The organism is Staphylococcus ureilyticus, from assembly GCF_002902235.1.
GTDB classification, from domain to species: Bacteria; Bacillota; Bacilli; order Staphylococcales; family Staphylococcaceae; genus Staphylococcus; species Staphylococcus ureilyticus.
Genome location: NZ_PPRL01000005.1, coordinates 1 through 16,066, shown reverse-complemented (window position 1 = coordinate 16,066; position 16,066 = coordinate 1). Strand labels below are relative to the sequence as shown.

At 33.3% G+C, this 16,066-nt stretch carries 19 protein-coding genes; 5 read left to right on the top strand and 14 right to left on the bottom strand.

Going from position 1 to position 16,066, the window contains the following annotated elements:
* Positions 1–77 precede the first annotated feature (77 nt).
* The 4 genes from CD150_RS00625 to CD150_RS00610 all read right to left on the bottom strand — a co-directional run bounded on the left by CD150_RS00625 (position 78) and on the right by CD150_RS00610 (position 3,061).
* On the bottom strand, positions 78–1,568 hold the full coding sequence (locus CD150_RS00625; RefSeq protein ID WP_064209592.1) for an APC family permease: 1,491 nt from the start codon (positions 1,566–1,568) through the stop codon (positions 78–80).
* Positions 1,569–1,631: 63 nt separating this feature from the next.
* On the bottom strand, positions 1,632–1,994 hold the full coding sequence (locus tag CD150_RS00620; RefSeq protein WP_046207271.1) for a DUF423 domain-containing protein: 363 nt from the start codon (positions 1,992–1,994) through the stop codon (positions 1,632–1,634).
* A gap of 24 nt (positions 1,995–2,018) precedes the next feature.
* Positions 2,019–2,390 carry a DUF5327 family protein gene (locus CD150_RS00615; protein WP_073343432.1) on the bottom strand — a complete coding sequence of 124 codons (372 nt, stop codon included), beginning with the start codon at positions 2,388–2,390 and terminating at the stop codon, positions 2,019–2,021.
* Positions 2,391–2,395: 5 nt separating this feature from the next.
* Entirely contained in the window at positions 2,396–3,061 is a 666-nt protein-coding gene (locus CD150_RS00610) for a uracil-DNA glycosylase (RefSeq protein WP_260840882.1), read from the bottom strand.
* Positions 3,062–3,305: 244 nt separating this feature from the next.
* Between CD150_RS00610 and thiD the strand changes: the two genes are divergently transcribed.
* Positions 3,306–4,136, top strand: a complete 831-nt coding sequence (gene thiD, locus CD150_RS00605) for a bifunctional hydroxymethylpyrimidine kinase/phosphomethylpyrimidine kinase (RefSeq protein ID WP_073343436.1) — start codon at positions 3,306–3,308, stop codon at positions 4,134–4,136.
* An 82-nt stretch (positions 4,137–4,218) separates the two neighbouring features.
* Here thiD and isaB read toward each other — a convergent pair whose 3' ends face one another.
* A complete protein-coding gene (gene isaB / locus CD150_RS00600; protein ID WP_073343439.1) occupies positions 4,219–4,746 on the bottom strand; it encodes an immunodominant staphylococcal antigen IsaB family protein in 528 nt (175 codons plus the stop codon).
* A gap of 284 nt (positions 4,747–5,030) precedes the next feature.
* Here isaB and vraX point away from each other — a divergent pair, with 284 nt between their 5' ends.
* Entirely contained in the window at positions 5,031–5,201 is a 171-nt protein-coding gene (gene vraX, locus CD150_RS13315; RefSeq protein WP_019468209.1) for a C1q-binding complement inhibitor VraX, read from the top strand.
* Positions 5,202–5,448: 247 nt separating this feature from the next.
* Here vraX and CD150_RS00595 read toward each other — a convergent pair whose 3' ends face one another.
* The 9 genes from CD150_RS00595 to CD150_RS00555 all read right to left on the bottom strand — a co-directional run bounded on the left by CD150_RS00595 (position 5,449) and on the right by CD150_RS00555 (position 13,444).
* Positions 5,449–5,889 carry an ASCH domain-containing protein gene (locus CD150_RS00595; RefSeq protein ID WP_073343444.1) on the bottom strand — a complete coding sequence of 147 codons (441 nt, stop codon included), beginning with the start codon at positions 5,887–5,889 and terminating at the stop codon, positions 5,449–5,451.
* 306 nt (positions 5,890–6,195) lie between these two features.
* On the bottom strand, positions 6,196–7,608 hold the full coding sequence (locus CD150_RS00590) for an MFS transporter (RefSeq protein ID WP_073343449.1): 1,413 nt from the start codon (positions 7,606–7,608) through the stop codon (positions 6,196–6,198).
* 186 nt (positions 7,609–7,794) lie between these two features.
* The gene (locus CD150_RS00585; protein WP_073343453.1) at positions 7,795–8,061 is read right to left on the bottom strand and encodes a hypothetical protein; all 267 of its coding nucleotides are present in this window, start codon (positions 8,059–8,061) and stop codon (positions 7,795–7,797) included.
* Positions 8,042–8,425 (bottom strand): VraC family protein, encoded by a 384-nt coding sequence (locus tag CD150_RS00580; RefSeq protein WP_073343458.1) that lies wholly within the window; start codon positions 8,423–8,425, stop codon positions 8,042–8,044. Before CD150_RS00580 ends, CD150_RS00585 begins: the two co-directional genes overlap by 20 nt.
* Positions 8,397–9,539, bottom strand: coding sequence for a thiolase family protein (locus tag CD150_RS00575; RefSeq protein ID WP_073343463.1), 1,143 nt, complete (start codon positions 9,537–9,539; stop codon positions 8,397–8,399). Before CD150_RS00575 ends, CD150_RS00580 begins: the two co-directional genes overlap by 29 nt.
* Positions 9,540–10,907: an AMP-binding protein gene (locus CD150_RS00570; RefSeq protein ID WP_225792143.1), complete on the bottom strand. Its 1,368-nt coding sequence runs from the start codon at positions 10,905–10,907 to the stop codon at positions 9,540–9,542.
* Between the two features lie 510 nt (positions 10,908–11,417).
* Positions 11,418–11,966: a 6-phospho-3-hexuloisomerase gene (gene hxlB / locus CD150_RS00565; protein WP_046207261.1), complete on the bottom strand. Its 549-nt coding sequence runs from the start codon at positions 11,964–11,966 to the stop codon at positions 11,418–11,420.
* Position 11,967: 1 nt separating this feature from the next.
* A complete protein-coding gene (hxlA, locus tag CD150_RS00560; protein WP_073343471.1) occupies positions 11,968–12,600 on the bottom strand; it encodes a 3-hexulose-6-phosphate synthase in 633 nt (210 codons plus the stop codon).
* A gap of 115 nt (positions 12,601–12,715) precedes the next feature.
* Positions 12,716–13,444, bottom strand: a complete 729-nt coding sequence (locus CD150_RS00555; protein ID WP_046207259.1) for a glucosamine-6-phosphate deaminase — start codon at positions 13,442–13,444, stop codon at positions 12,716–12,718.
* 360 nt (positions 13,445–13,804) lie between these two features.
* Here CD150_RS00555 and CD150_RS00550 point away from each other — a divergent pair, with 360 nt between their 5' ends.
* The 3 genes from CD150_RS00550 to folE2 are packed head-to-tail and all read left to right on the top strand — an operon-like array spanning position 13,805 to position 15,735.
* A complete protein-coding gene (locus tag CD150_RS00550) occupies positions 13,805–14,164 on the top strand; it encodes a YojF family protein (RefSeq protein WP_040029939.1) in 360 nt (119 codons plus the stop codon).
* 12 nt (positions 14,165–14,176) lie between these two features.
* The gene (gene bshB2 / locus CD150_RS00545; protein ID WP_019468220.1) at positions 14,177–14,842 is read left to right on the top strand and encodes a bacillithiol biosynthesis deacetylase BshB2; all 666 of its coding nucleotides are present in this window, start codon (positions 14,177–14,179) and stop codon (positions 14,840–14,842) included.
* A gap of 14 nt (positions 14,843–14,856) precedes the next feature.
* Positions 14,857–15,735 (top strand): GTP cyclohydrolase FolE2, encoded by an 879-nt coding sequence (gene folE2 / locus CD150_RS00540; RefSeq protein ID WP_046207256.1) that lies wholly within the window; start codon positions 14,857–14,859, stop codon positions 15,733–15,735.
* Positions 15,736–16,066 lie beyond the last annotated feature (331 nt).

Here is a 16,066-nt window from a genome sequence, read left to right as displayed (position 1 = left end):
TTCATATTCAAAATTTTTCAGAAAATCCGTTTCCAATGATTTATATGTTTATTTCATAAATAATCAATGATTAACTTCTATTTATGTGTTTGGTTCGTCACTTTATTCTCATTAATCAGATTCACTACTTCATCTTCAGAACGATTTAATATCAATTTACTTAGTTTATCATTATCCATTTGTTTTAATTTAGGATAACGAATTACGAAAAAGATTAATCCTATAATTAACCAACCAAATAATGCAATATAAGATGGCATTGATAGTCCAGCTGGTGAAACAGGAATTAATAATAGTAATAAGAAAACAAATGATACTACTGTACCTATAATCGCAAATGTCTTATATACCGGACCATAAGTGTTACTTGTTTTGTCATAGCTAAATAAACGCGCTGCTGATAAACATGTAATAAAGTAAGCGATTGAAACACCTGTAGATGACATATCAACGATCCATGTCAATGCTGTACGACCTAACCAAGGTGCAATCAATGTGATTGCTACAAGGAATATTATTGCGACATATGGTGTTTTATATTTATTATGCAGTTTACTAAATACTGAAGGCATAATACCTGAACGTCCCATTGAGAATAATAGACGACTTGAACTCATTAAAAATCCATTTAAACCAGTAAAAATACCCATGATAATAGCAATCGCTAAAATTGCTAAACCTATATAGCCGAATGCACCACTCGTGACGGCACCTGTTAACCATAATTGCCCGTTCAAACTCGTTTCTGAGCTACTTAGCCAGCCTGTATATAAAATCATTAACACATATGTGAATGCTGCTGCTAATAAACTATACACAATCAGTTTAAACGTTTTATTTGGAGAAAAATCAAATTCTTCGGCAGTTTGTGGGATATTATCAAAACCTACATAAGCCCACGGTGCTACTGCAACTATCATTACAATTGATGTAAGCCAGCCTTTTTCTTTGTTCGCTAATGGTTGTAAATTTTCCAATGAAAAATTATTACCAAAGAACGAGCCGAAAAATAGCAATAAGATTGTAATGACCATTGCCACACAGAAATAAAATTGTAGTGAGCCTGAAACACTCGTGCCCTTAATCGCAATAAACATAAATACAATCAATAACAATGATGCAATTAATATTTCGGTAATATAAACATCCCATCCTGCGATGGTATATAATTTACCTGTTTCTAAAACATCAGGTAATAAAAATTTAATTAATAAACTGAATGCAGTTGCGTTTAAGGCTACTACACAAATATAACCAAAAGTTAAAAACCAAGATGAGAAAAAACTTACGTATCTACCAAAACCTAAAAAGCTAAACGCAAAAGCCCCTCCAGAAACTGGGAAGCGTTCAACAAGTGCGCCGTAGCTTACCGCAATTAAAATCATTAATAATGCGCCAATGACAATACCTATAGCTGCTGGAATAGGTCCAGATTGACCAATCCAATCACCAGGTAAAATAAATGCACCCCAGCCGATACATGAACCATAGGCAATTGCCCAAACAAATTTCTCAGATAAGTTTTGTTTTAAATCTCCTCTATCTACTTTCCTATCATTTTTTCCCATAAATAAAATTCACCTCATGGGATGTATTATACCCCTAAGATGAATTCTATAACAATTATAAATTTATAATTTAATCGTACCAATCACTAACATTAACCAACCTATAATAAATAAAATACCTCCAATTGGTGTAATTGCTCCAAGTATACGAATTTGAGTTAATGCTAAAATATATAGCGAACCACTGAAAAATACAATACCTAAGAATAATAGCCATCCTGCCCAATTCACATTAATTGACGTTGTACCACTTATAATTCCAATTAATAGTAAACCAAGGCCGTGATACATTTGATAAGTAGTTGCTTTTTCCCATACGGATAAATATTTATCCGATAACTTACCTTCCAAACCATGCGCGCCAAATGCACCAGTACCAACAGCCATTAAAGCATTTAAAGCACCGAGAATAATAAATAATTTCATAAAAATTAACCTCTCTTTCTTGAATTAAAAATCAAATATTGAATCTCCATTACCAATTTCATCATCTGTTACCAATTTATTAGCATTTAGTGAAGTATTAGCATTTGTAAATTTTGTCGATGAGGCAGGTACTTTTCCGCCCATTGCTTGAATTTCTTCTGCTGAGATGCCTTGCTTCTTACTAGCAGCAGTTTGTTCTACATTTCGAGATGATTTGAATGAATCAGACACTGAATACGTATTATCTTTAAAATGATGTTTGTTATTTGAACTATTTACGAGTGACGTTAGTGTATGAATGGCATAGATATGCTTTTCAAATTCTGCATCATTTTTAGCTTCATCTGCTTGAACTAATTCTTGCTCAATAAGTTGAATAATTTTCTCTTTTTCCATTTATTTTACAACCCACTTTCACACCAATTTATAGGTTCAATACCATTTTTTTGTAAATATGCATTTGTTAATGAATACGGTTTTGAACCGAAAAATCCGCGATATGCAGATAATGGGCTTGGATGTGGCGATTTAATAATGTGATGTTTCGCTGTATCAATCAGTTTTATTTTTTGTTGTGCAGGCTTACCCCACAATATAAACACAACATTACTCAAATTTTCTGAAACTGTTTTAATGACTTCATCCGTAAAAGTTTCCCACCCTATATCTCTGTGAGAATGCGCTTCTCCTTGTCGGACTGTCAAAACAGTATTTAATAATAAAACGCCTTCTCTTGCCCAATCTTGTAAATGTGGTGATTTTCTTACATAACCGATATCGTCTTCAAGTTCTTTATACATGTTTCTTAATGAAGGCGGAAATTTAGCATTCGGCTGCACAGAAAATGCTAAACCATGTGCTTGATTTGGTCCGTGATAAGGATCTTGACCTAAGATAACAACTTTCACTTTTTCAAAAGGCGTTAAATCAAAAGCTTGATAAATATTTTCCCTATCTGGATAGACTATCTTTGTCGTATATTCATTTTCTAAAAAATTATGCATTTCAGTAAAATCATGTTCTGTAGTAATTTTATGAAAAACATCCGACCATTCCATATCGCTCACCTCGATTAATATAGTAACATAAAGCACTACTTGCTCGCTCGTGAGATTAGTAGTACTCACTTTATCATAAACACAATTAAAATGAATATATTTTATTTCATTTTAATATGTATTAGTAATAGAATCAAAAGGATATACTAAATTATTCATCATTGTAACCTTATTACATTGTAAACGTCATGATTTAGAATAGTCGACAAACGTGGTATGATATATATAAAAGCATATTTAGGAGTGAAAATTAATGGCATTGAAAAAAACTTTAACCATTGCTGGTTCAGATACAAGTGCCGGTGCAGGCATGCAAGCAGATTTAAAAACATTCCAAGAGTTAGGAACATACGGTATTGTTGCATTAACATCAATTGTAACAATGGATAAAGAATCTTGGTCTCATGATGTTACGCCAATTCCATTCGATGTTTTTGAAAAACAATTAGAAACAGCTATATCAATCGGTCCGGATGCAGTGAAGACGGGCATGCTAGGGACGCAAGAAATTATCAAACGTGCCGGCGAAGCATATGTTGAATCTGGTGCGAACTACTTTGTAGTAGATCCAGTTATGGTATGCAAAGGAGAAAATGAAGTTTTAAATCCTGGCAATACTGATGCAATGATTGAATATTTGTTACCAAAAGCTACAGTCGTAACACCGAATTTATTCGAAGCTGGTCAACTTGCAAACCTCGGCACTTTAAAATCAATAGACGATATGAAAAAAGCTGCTGATATCATTCATCAACAAGGTGCACAACACGTTATAATTAAAGGTGGTAAAGCGTTAGATCAAGATAAATCTTATGACTTATACTATGATGGGGAAAACTACCATCAACTAACTACTGATATGTTCCAACAAAGTTATAATCACGGCGCTGGTTGTACATTTGCCGCAGCAACTACTGCATATTTAGCAAATGGCAAATCTCCAAAAGAAGCCGTCATCGCTGCTAAAGCATTTGTTGCATCTGCAATTAAAAACGGTTGGAAAATGAACGACTTCGTCGGTCCTGTTGACCACGGTGCCTATAATCGTATAGAACACATCGATGTCGAAGTTACAGAAGTTTAATCAAATATAAACTAAGCGCACGTCCATTTCTGATGATGAACGTGCGCCTTTTTTAAATTGATTTACTCATTTATGTTTTTATTTAACCACCGTATCCGCCATACCCAATATTCACTTCATTGACTTGACCATCTTTCATTTCAAAGAAAACGGTTGGCCCATTATTTTGAGATTGATATGCGTATACACCTGTACCTTTAGGTTGTTTATCTGGTGTTTTAATCTTACTTAAATCTTTTCCATAAGCATCTTTGACTTGCTCATAAGTTAAGTTCCCTTTTATAGAAAAATTAACGTTACTTGCTATATTATCATCTTTTGAATAGTCTGAGAAAGTTTGGTCATATTTCTGAGTTGTCTTGCCACCCTCTACTGTTCTTGCACTTACATTCACGCCATTAAAAGTAACCTTGCCATATTTGATTCCATTTTTAAATTGTTCATTTAATAAAAAGCTAGGGTCGTTACCAGCATTTCCTTCATATTGATAATAAGGTGTTGTTGCTGCTTGTGCTTCGCTATGTGATACGCCTTCATCAGAAACGCTTATGCCTAATGCAGTTCCAAATACAATGCTTCCAGCTACAAAAGTCTTTGCAATCTTATTCATTCTGTATCACTCCATTTAAAATTTTCGAATCGCATTACGATTCGATTACAACATTACAGAAATGTTTCAAAAAGTGCAAATATAAACCAAATACACAATATATTATTTTTGTTTTTTAACAGCATAAGCATTTAAGTGATAGTATTAATACAACAAAAATTGAAATAAAGTATTTTATGATTATACGACGTTCGACTGATAAAAAGTTGATACTGTAGACTCATGTATTTCGCATACATATCTATTATTATAATAAGTGTAGAGAGACAAGGAGGTATGACATCATGATTATCTACGAACAATCTTTTGAGAATGGTAACCCTATCTATGAAATTATCACCAAGACGTTCAAAACGATTTCTGTTAAATGCGATGAAAATTTCAGCAAGAATGAATTATATACGTTACTCTCTCTACTTGAAAGTGATGTTGATAACTTAAATGTAAGTTATTAGCTACACTTCAATACATCGATGAAAAAACAGAAGCGTAAGTTCCAAGACTAAAATTAGAAGAAACAGAACAAAGAATTCCCCTTTAGAAATATGCGCCATGTATATGTAACTGTCCCATTATATATACATGGTATAACACATCCCTTATAAATACTCACCCTAAGTGGTACATAGTTAGGCAAAGATTGTCCCCTTTGTTTGCTTGGAGAGCACACTCGAAGCGATCCTAACTTATGTACCACTTTACTTATTTATATAAAACTTTAAATTCCTCACACACTACAATAGTAGATTCGTTAAATGCCAATCCTAGAGATGCATAGTAAGGTTCAAAGAAATCAATATGTGCTTTACGCCAGTAAGCTAGTGACTTATCGCCTTCACCTTCTAAATAAGCGTGATGTTCAGAGACAGCATTAAAAGTTGTTTGATATACATGTGTTGTTTCAATCACACATTGTGGTTCCCCTTTTTTATTTAAAATCACGCTCACATCTCCCACTTGAGGTAGTGGTTCACCATCAACTTGATAAGTTTCGTAACCACTTGTCGTAGCCGTTTTTTCACCTTGTTTTACTAATTCTGCTAATGTATCCCCATCTACACCAAATGACCATGCTTCATATGTTTTGCCCTTATAAGATGGAAATAATTGTACAAATTTCTCCCAATATTGTTCTACTGTCATCATTTTTCCTCCAAACTATGTATGTCCTTTTCCTTCTTAAACATAACATAAATAAATGATATAACCATTGCTATCCTATGTTATTCTACTACCAAAATGAGGCAATACACTAAAATATAAATGTCTAGACTATTGCAAGAAATCTATTCTTTCTTGCAATAATAGTGAAATTTACTAAAAAAATAGGTACTCACTTCCTAACTCTAAAAGGAAATGAATAACCTATTTTTAAATTTCTACTATTCCGTTTAAGTATCGATAGCTAGCATACTATTTTCTTAATAGTCGTTTGTAATATCATTTGGCTTATACGCGTTTATCGTCTGCCCACCATAAAGCTTTCTCAGGATTTTTCGTATAATATTCATATTCTTCATCGCTTTGAACATTTGGATATGAACCTTTAAGCGATTTACCTGCTGTGCTGACATGTAACAATGAAATAACGATAATCCCTATGACGCTCATTGCCGCTAAGTAATAAGCTGGTGAAAGCGGATCTCCTGTTTTCGCAACCAATGAAGAAGCAATTAACGGTGTTGTTCCACCAAATAATGATACTGACACATTGAATGTTACCGCCAATGTTCGATAACGGATATGCGTATAAAACATCGTTGGTAATGAACCTGGCATCGTTGCTTCATAAGTAGACAAGAAAAATCCTAACGTAAATATACCTATAATTATTAAAACCAACGAACCTGATTGGAATAACGCAAATGCCACAGTACTAAAAATAGCTGTGCCACATAGCCCGATTAAAAAGACTTTTTTCTCTCCGATGCGATCTGCAACTCTACCAAACATTAATGCCAATGGAATCATTACTGCCATGACAACCGTGATAAGTACAGAAACCGTTGTGCTATCTAATTTAATTATTTGTTGTAAATAAGATGGCATATATGAAGTTACCATATAATTAGTACAATTAAAGAATGCTACAGCTACAAAACATACAATAATATCTTTGTAGTAATATCGAACAATTGTGAAAAATCCGATGTTATCTCGTTTAGGTTGTGTAGCTATTTCATTTTCAAATACTGGAGATTCCTCTAATTTTCTTCTTAAATAAAAACCAAATATACCTAAAAATAGACCCAAAATAAATGGTATTCTCCATCCCCATGTAGCCATTTGTTCCTCATTTAAAAAGAAAAATAGTAAGCCACTGATTACTGATGCGGCGATATAACCTGATAATGTACCAATTTCCAAACCTGAACCTAGACCATTTCTAGATTTATCTGGTGAGGATTCAGCAACATAAACCATCGCACCTGCATACTCTCCACCAGTTGAAAACCCTTGAAGCACTCTACCTAATAATAGTAAAATTGGCGCCCATACACCTATTTGATCATATGTAGGTAATAAACCAATTAACAAAGTTGAAAATGCCATCATGATAATGGTTGTCGTTAAAACGACTTTCCTACCAAATTTATCACCAATAATACCAAAAATAATGCCACCTACCGGTCTTAATAAAAATGCAATTGCAAATGTGGCAAATGTAAATATCGTTTTTAACTGGTCATTTTCTACCGAACTAAAAAAGTTTTGCCCCAATATAACTGCTAGGTAAGAATATAACCCGAAATCGAACCATTCCATCGCATTACCAATACCGGTTGCAAATACAGTTTTTTTCGCAGTTCTAGGATTCACCTTATTAATATTACTTTTATCAAAATCTTGTTCATAATCCACGATTTAAGTCACTCCCTTAACATGTTTACTTATTATACTGAGTTCGGAGTGTATGTCAAACTGTTTCAAATTTTTTAAATTTCGTTTTTTAATTTTTATACAAAAATTGTAGTTGTTTTTAAATATGGAGAAATTTATTTTATTTTTAAGTTTGTTATCTAGTTAAGGACAATTTTCAATGATTACTTATTTATTTTTTAAAATAGTAACTTTAACTTCATCATAATTATTTTTCACAACTAATTTATCATTGCTTTCAAAATCAAACTGAAGAAATTCATATGTATCAACTGGTTCAACATAATTAATTTTATAATTTTTCCAATTCAATTCATTGTATATCAATGCAATTTGCACAATCATTTGTCCTGGTACAATATGTTGATGCAAAGGATTCTCATCTTTGACAAGTCTCAAATATCGTTCTACATCGTTAGGTAATATCTGTATCATTTTTCACCTTCTCTAAAAACGTTTGCTTAATATATATACATTTAGTCAGATTTTTATTTATTTTCATTTCAAAGCTATATTTGATAAATTGACGAATTCTTTTTTGTTCAATTATTGTTAATTGCACTTGATATATGACATCAATTGCTAAGGGGTGATATTGTTCAATTTCTGTTGATTTTAATAGTAACTTACTAGAAATAAACGGTTTGAACAATTCAAATTCGGGCCACAGGCTTGCACAATAAAATGGCGAAACATCAACGCTATTCGTTTGTGCAAACAATTGATTATAAGCTTCTACATCTTTTTTTGGGAATATCATTTCTCGTTGTTCATGACCATCTTTCAAATAATGTGGCATTGCCCATACCTCCTCCAATACCCATAGTTGCAATTGTCCTATGTTTATGTTCCATATAGAATAGTCGTGTAACAAGTGCAGCACCACTTGCGCCATAAGGATGTCCAGTAGCTATCGCGCCACCATAAACATTTAATTTTTCAGCTGGTACGTTTAAAGCTTGTTGGCTTGCTAACACTTGTGATGCAAAAGCTTCATTTAATTCTATAGCATCGATATCATTTAAAGACAATTGCTGTTTTGCTAATAGTTTTTCTATAGCAGGCACAGGACCAATACCAAGTATATTTGGGTCTACACCTATAGTTACTTGGTCAATGAATGATAATCCACTGTGTATGCCATATGCTTTAGCAAGTGTTTTTTCCATGACAAGTAGTAGTACGGCACCGTCATTTTTCATACAACAATTGCCAGCAGTAATGCTCCCGTTTGGTAATAATGGCTTTAATCGATTTAGCGTTGCTTGCGTTAATTTAGGTTTAATACTTTCATCTTGTTGAAATGTTTCCCCTTTAATCATCAGTGGCGTTATCTCTTGAGTAATCTTACGATGGTTATATGCATCAAGCGTTTTTTGATGACTGTGCCATGCGAATTCATCTTGTTCAAATCTTGATATACCATATCTTTCTGCAACATTTTCAGCTGCTTGTATCATAGATGGATCTTGGCCTTGAGGTGCAAATGATGCTCTTTCATAAAATTCTGGTAAATGTGTGTCATATACAGATTGCGGCCGCTTAATCTTCCAGGGTGCTCTGCTTGTACTTTCCACGCCACCTGCAATGTATATTGACCCTGCACCTGCTTGTATCATGCGACAGGCTTGATTTACAGCCTCTAATCCCGAACCACATTGGCGATCAACCGTCACACCTGGCACTTGTTGATTTAATCCAGCTTCTAAAAGTGCCTTTCGCGCAATATTACCTCCATTTCCGATAACATTACCTAAAATCACGTCATCTATATTACTAACAATTGCTGGAAAGTTATTTTTCAAATAATTGAATAGTGGTTGTAATAATAATTCAGGTTCTAAATGTCGCAATTTCCCGCCATACTTCCCAAATGCTGTACGTTTCGCTGCTATAATTACCGCTTCATTCATTTATAATTCTCCTTTTAAATAGCATTGTTTCATACGTTCGCGCGCAATCTTTCCACTTGAGGTATAGACCATTTGCTTTACTTTAACTAGTTTCGATGGTATTTGGTAACGCGCTACATGATGTTTCATAATTTTTCTAAAATCGTTATAACGAACTGTATGATCACCGGTATATAGTAATACGGCAATTTCTCCAAATTTAGAATGTTTTTCACTGATAACAACTACTTCTTTGAATAAATTAATGGACTTTGCATGCTGTTCAATTTCAAACGGATAAACATTACGTCCACCAATAATCATACGATCATGCTTTCTACCATGTAAAAATAAATGTGCATGCGCGTCACTTGATGCAAAATCTCCTGTTTCAATCCAACTATCATCGCTGACATCTTCATCAACATAACCACCAAATGACATATCACTTCTTATCTTTAGTAGGCCTATACCTGATACGTCAGGCTGTTCAATATTCACGTGCACGTTGTGAAACAATTTGCCAACAGATTCTGGTGGTGCACTATTATTGAAGTTATAACTAATAAAGCTAGCTTCTGATGTCCCAAAGAACTCAATTAGATCACTTTTAGGGAAACATTGTTGAATACGTTGACGAATATGTAAGCCAAGTTTATCCCCAGTACTTAAAATATAATGTTTTCCTTCTATTAAAATTTGAGTTGCAACGCAAGCTTGTATCATTGTTGGCACCATAAAACACGCTGTGTTTACTTTTTGGTGTTGGATTGTCTGCATTAAACGCTTGGCTTCAAAATATCGCTGTCCAATAAATGTTCTACCTGTATATAATGCATAAATACATGCATATAACGATAAAGAATGCGACAACGGACCCGGAGCAACAACTGTATTTATCATTCTGTCAAATAATTGATCATTTTTGGAAAAAGACTTAATCCAAGATAACGCTCCCCTATAATATGCTTTAGGTAAGCCTGTCGTTCCAGATGTAAAAGCGATATGTAACAAATCGTCATCGTCCTTGAAATTATCTTTTTGGGTCACATTATGTATACTTAAATCCTCTTCTTCCATAAGATATTGAACACCGTATTTTTCGACTAAATTGAAGGTTTGCGCGCTCGACCATCTATCATCAAAAATACATGGTACACACTCACTTTTTAATAATGCTAAATAAATAATCATTGCCTTCTGCGGATGTCGTGTGACCAATCCTACAATGCTATGTTTAGGTATATTAGAAAATAAGTCACTTTTGTTATTTAATTCTTTAATTAATTCATCATATGTTAATGCTTGTTCATCAAAGCGCAAAGCAACTTGATGCGGTTTTTTCTTAGCGTGATTTTCTATTTTTTCTAAAATTTCCAAATGCAACACCCCTTTGTTAACTTTTATACAAAATATATTAACATTTAGGGCATAGAATAATATAATGAAAACATTTGGTTCCCGATGCCATAAACATCCCAAATTTTTAATTCAAATTGAGTCATTTTAAATCTTGTTTTCCTTAAAATACAAAAAATGGCACAATTCGTGGTGAATTATCCCAATTTTAAGCATATTAAGCTATATTTCTAAATCTTTTTATTAAGTAAATGATTAAAAATATTTTTATTTCAATTAATACTATCGTTGGAATTAATATTGATTAACCAAAGCATCTTGTACCATGTTGACTGTTGACACCTCTGTAAATGATTGAGAATTTTTAATAGTTTTGCCCTTGGATTATGTGAATCATATTATCAAGAAAACATCGCAGGTCAAAATTAATTTGTAAAATTTCTCATAAAAAAAGAGCTAATCATTTGAGATTAGCTCTTTTCTATGAGAATGAGATTCATCGTTTACGTCCTCAACGAAAAAACGTTTTATTCTAATACACTACTCTAAATTAGCATGATTACTTTGCATCGTTTCCTCATCGACATTAAGTTCGTTCATTAAATCTAGTACTAAACTATCTAAAAAGACTTGCGCTGCTTGTTCAAACAAACTACCTAAGGGTTGTGCAGATCCTTCTGCATCATATTTTGTACCTGCAGGAAGTTCTATAACAGTGTTTGCCAATGCGCCAATTGCCGAATTTGGATTCGTAGATAATAACACAACTTCTGCATCAACAGATTTTGCTTTTTCAACTAATAATCTCAAGTGTTCCGTTGAACCTGAACCTGAAATGACAATAAATAAATCATTTTCAGTAATTGAAGGTGTTGTTGATTCTCCAACAACATAAGCAAATTTTCCAAGTTGATTTAAACGCATTGCAAAACTATTTGCTACAAATCCAGAACGTCCTTTACCTGCTACAAATACATGTTTGGCTTTAGTCACTTGCGATAAAAAAGCTTGTGTTTCACTATCTCTAACATGAGATAACGTATGATCTAACTCGTCTAAAATCAAACGATAATTTGTAATTTCACTCATCTTATCTACCTTCAATCGCATCTCTACATTGTTTTGCTGCTTCAACTGGGTCATCTGCGTTAGCAATGCCGCCACCAACTACAACTAAATCTGGGTCCTCAGCTACCACTTCTTTAATTGTATCTGGTTTAATACCACCAATTACAGCAACTTTAGATTGATTAATCACTGATTTAACTTGTCTTAAGCTTTCTAATGGTGATTCACCTTCTGCTTGTAAATCATAACCAGTATGAACAGCGATATAATCCGCACCTAATTCGTCTAATTCTTTCGCACGTTTTTGTAAATCTTGTACTGCAATCATATCTACAAGTAATTCTTTATTATTTTTATGTGCTTCGTCTACCGCAGCTTTAATAGATGCATCTTCTGCAACACCTAGGATTGTAACTACATCTGCACCATACTTAACAGCTTGGCTTACCTCATAATCTGCCGCATCCATAATTTTTAAATCTGCAAGTACTTTCACATCATCGATATTATTATCTAAATGTTGAACAGCCGGTAAACCTTCATTAATCACAATAGGTGTACCAATTTCTACAATATCAACATAATCTTTAACTTTATTTGCAAGTTCTGCCGCTTCCTCTTTATTTAATAAATCAATTGCTAGTTGTAATTCCAAAATGATCATCCCTTCTTGATTTAATGATAGGCATGGAAATCATGACCTAACTTACTTTATTTAAAAACTTACGCACAAATGCTTTACCCTTAAAGTCATAATTTAAACTGAGAGATTATAAGCGAGGTGCTGCAGCGTCATCAACGTAAATTTCAACATCAGGATGTGCAAGCAGAATCGTAGCTGGAACCTGTTTATTGACTTCATGCTTAGCTAATTGTTCAATTGCTTCTCTTTTTTTCTCTCCAAATGCTAACAAAATGATTCTTTTCGCTTTTAAAATTGAAGCTAAACCCATGGACACAGCTTGTTTAGGTACTTCACTTTCATTATCAAAATAACGACTATTTGCATTGATTGTACTATCAGTTAAATCCACAACTTGAGTGGTACTATTCATATCAGTCCCTGGTTCATTAAAACCGATATGACCATTTTCACCAATACCTAATATTTGTATATCCATTGGTCCTTTTTGATTGATTAAATCTTCATATCGCTTCGTTTCTTCCATTAAGTTTTCTGCAGCTCCATCAGGAATGTGTATCAAAGATTTCGTAAAATGTGGATAACGATTAAATAAAATGTCATTCATATAACGATGATAACTTTGTTCATGCGTCGCCGATAAACCGACATATTCATCTAGATTAAATGTTTCGATTCCAGATACATCTAATTGATTCTTTTGCAGTAAACTAACTAGAAATTCGTAAACTTCTACCATTGTCCCACCTGTAGCTAATCCTAATTTACTATGTGGTTGTTGACTCATTTGTTTAAACAATTCACATGCAACATAAAATGAAGCATATGCACTAGACCCTAAATTTGTGATTTTCATGTTATTGCCCTCCCAAATATATTGAATTTGTCATTAGCTATAAACAAAATGTGAATACACTTCTATTATACGTGCTTTTAATCGTTTTTACAGAAAATCGATATTTGGTAAATTGTAATGATTGTTTAAAATGACTAAAAGTATAATGAGCAGACTAATACATTTTCATCGCTATTTTTAGTAAAATAAATAGATAATCAAAATTTTATGTATAAATCTAAGTTGAAATTCATTTTTCAGGTAGAAAATGTTTCAAAGTCAGTTTACACTAAAGATTAGACTGATTATTTTTATTAACACTTGTATCGTACAATTTATTGCATAAAAGTATAGGGGTTTGGAATCAAGGAGGCAAAAAGTTTGGAATCAATAATAGATGAAAAAGTACAAACATTACTTTCTTCATATGAAGATAAACCCGTGTATTTACATGTAGAGACGACGAATGGTGCATATGCTGCACATTTTGATCAACGTGTATTTAACGCGGGCACTTTTTTAAGAAATATTCAAGTCACTTTTGAGCATGCACAGCTTAAAGGTGGTAATAAAGACCCATATCGTGTAGGTTTAAAACTAAAAGATGGCGGTTGGGTCTACGTTCAAGGTTTAACACATTACGAAATAAATGAGCAAGGTGAATTTCTATTAGCAGGCTTTAACTATGAAGGTCAACTAGCTGCTGCTTTAGAAATAAGCACTCAACCATTTAAAGCATAAGGAGGATGAATCATGACAGAGGAAAGCCATGTATTAGTTATTTTTCCACATCCAGATGATGAATCATTCTCATCTGCAGGGACATTGGCACGTTATATAGATAATGGTGTACCAGTCACATACGCTTGTTTAACATTAGGTCAAATGGGACGTAATTTAGGTAACCCACCATTTGCCACTCGTGAATCTTTACCTGACATTCGTGAAAAAGAATTAGAAGCAGCGATGGCTGCCATTGGTATAACTGATTTACGCAAAATGGGCTTACGTGATAAAACTGTAGAATTTGAACCTCACGACGAAATGGATGAGATGGTACAGTCATTAATTGATGAATTAAATCCATCCGTCATCATATCGTTCTACCCTCAATTTGCAGTACACCCAGACCATGAAGCTACAGCAGAAGCAGTCGTGAGAACTGTGGGACGCATGAAGCCATCAGAAAGACCCCGTCTACAACTTGTTGCATTTAGTAATGATGCGCCTGAAAAATTGGGTGAACCTGACATTCTAAATGAGATCAGTGATTATAAAGAGGTAAAACTTCGCGCATTTGAAGCACACGCATCTCAAACAGGACCATTCTTGAAACAACTTGCTACACCTGATGTTTCTGGAGAAGCGCAAAGCTTTTTAGAAGTTGAACCTTATTGGACTTATAACTTTGAATCTTAAGTGGAGGCAATATCATGACAGAATTTGATTTATCAACTCGAGAAGGTCGATGGAAACATTTTGGTTCAGTTGATCCAATCGAAGGTACAAAACCAACCGTTAAAGAAGAAATGAAAGATTTGCAAAGTACGAACAAAAACTACTTATTTGAAATTGAAGAAGTAGGTATTAAAAATCTTGTATATCCTGTATTAGTTGATCGTTTTCAAACAGCTGGAAACTTCAGTTTCTCAACAAGCCTTAATCAAGATGAAAAAGGTATAAATATGAGTCGTATTCTAGAAAGTGTTGAAAAACACTATGACAACGGCATTGAATTAGATTTCGATTCTTTGTATCGTCTTTTGCGTAGCTTACAAGAACGCATGGAACAAAATGCTGCTGGCGTTGATGTTTCAGCTAAATGGTTTTTTGATCGCTACAGTCCAATCACGAATATCAAAGCTGTAGGCCATGCAGATGTGACATACGGTATGGCGATAAACAAAGAAAATATTACAAGAAAAGAAATTACACTACAAGCAGCAGTTACAACATTGTGCCCTTGTTCAAAAGAAATCAGTGAGTACTCGGCGCATAACCAACGCGGTATCATTACCGTTAAAGCAATTTTGAATAACGAAACTATTTTAACAGATGACTACAAAGAAAAAATTTTAGATGCAATGGAAGCCAACGCAAGTTCTATACTTTACCCTATATTAAAACGACCAGATGAAAAAAGTGTCACAGAACGCGCTTATGAAAATCCAAGATTTGTTGAAGATTTAATTCGCCTAATCGCAGCAGATTTAGTCGATTTTGATTGGATAGAGGGCTTTGACATTGAGTGTAGAAATGAAGAATCTATTCACCAACATGACGCTTTTGCAAAAATAAAATATAGAAAATAGTAATTATAACTATAAATTAACACAGCAAATCATCAAAAATAGGCTACTGAATTTCTTAATGATATAGAAGTTTAGTAGCCTATTATTTTTTATTCAATTTTTATTTTAATTTCAAAACATTCTCTCAACAATTAAACTTTCTATCCTTACTAAATAATGTTATTTTTCTCCAAATTCATTAGTTAAATTTGTAATAGTAAAATTTTAATGGTTCATTTAAAAATACCACCACTAAATATATCCATCTACAACTAATTATAAAATAATGTATATTAACTGTTAAATTTTATTAATGTTCTATATACAATTTTCATATTAAAATAATTACAGT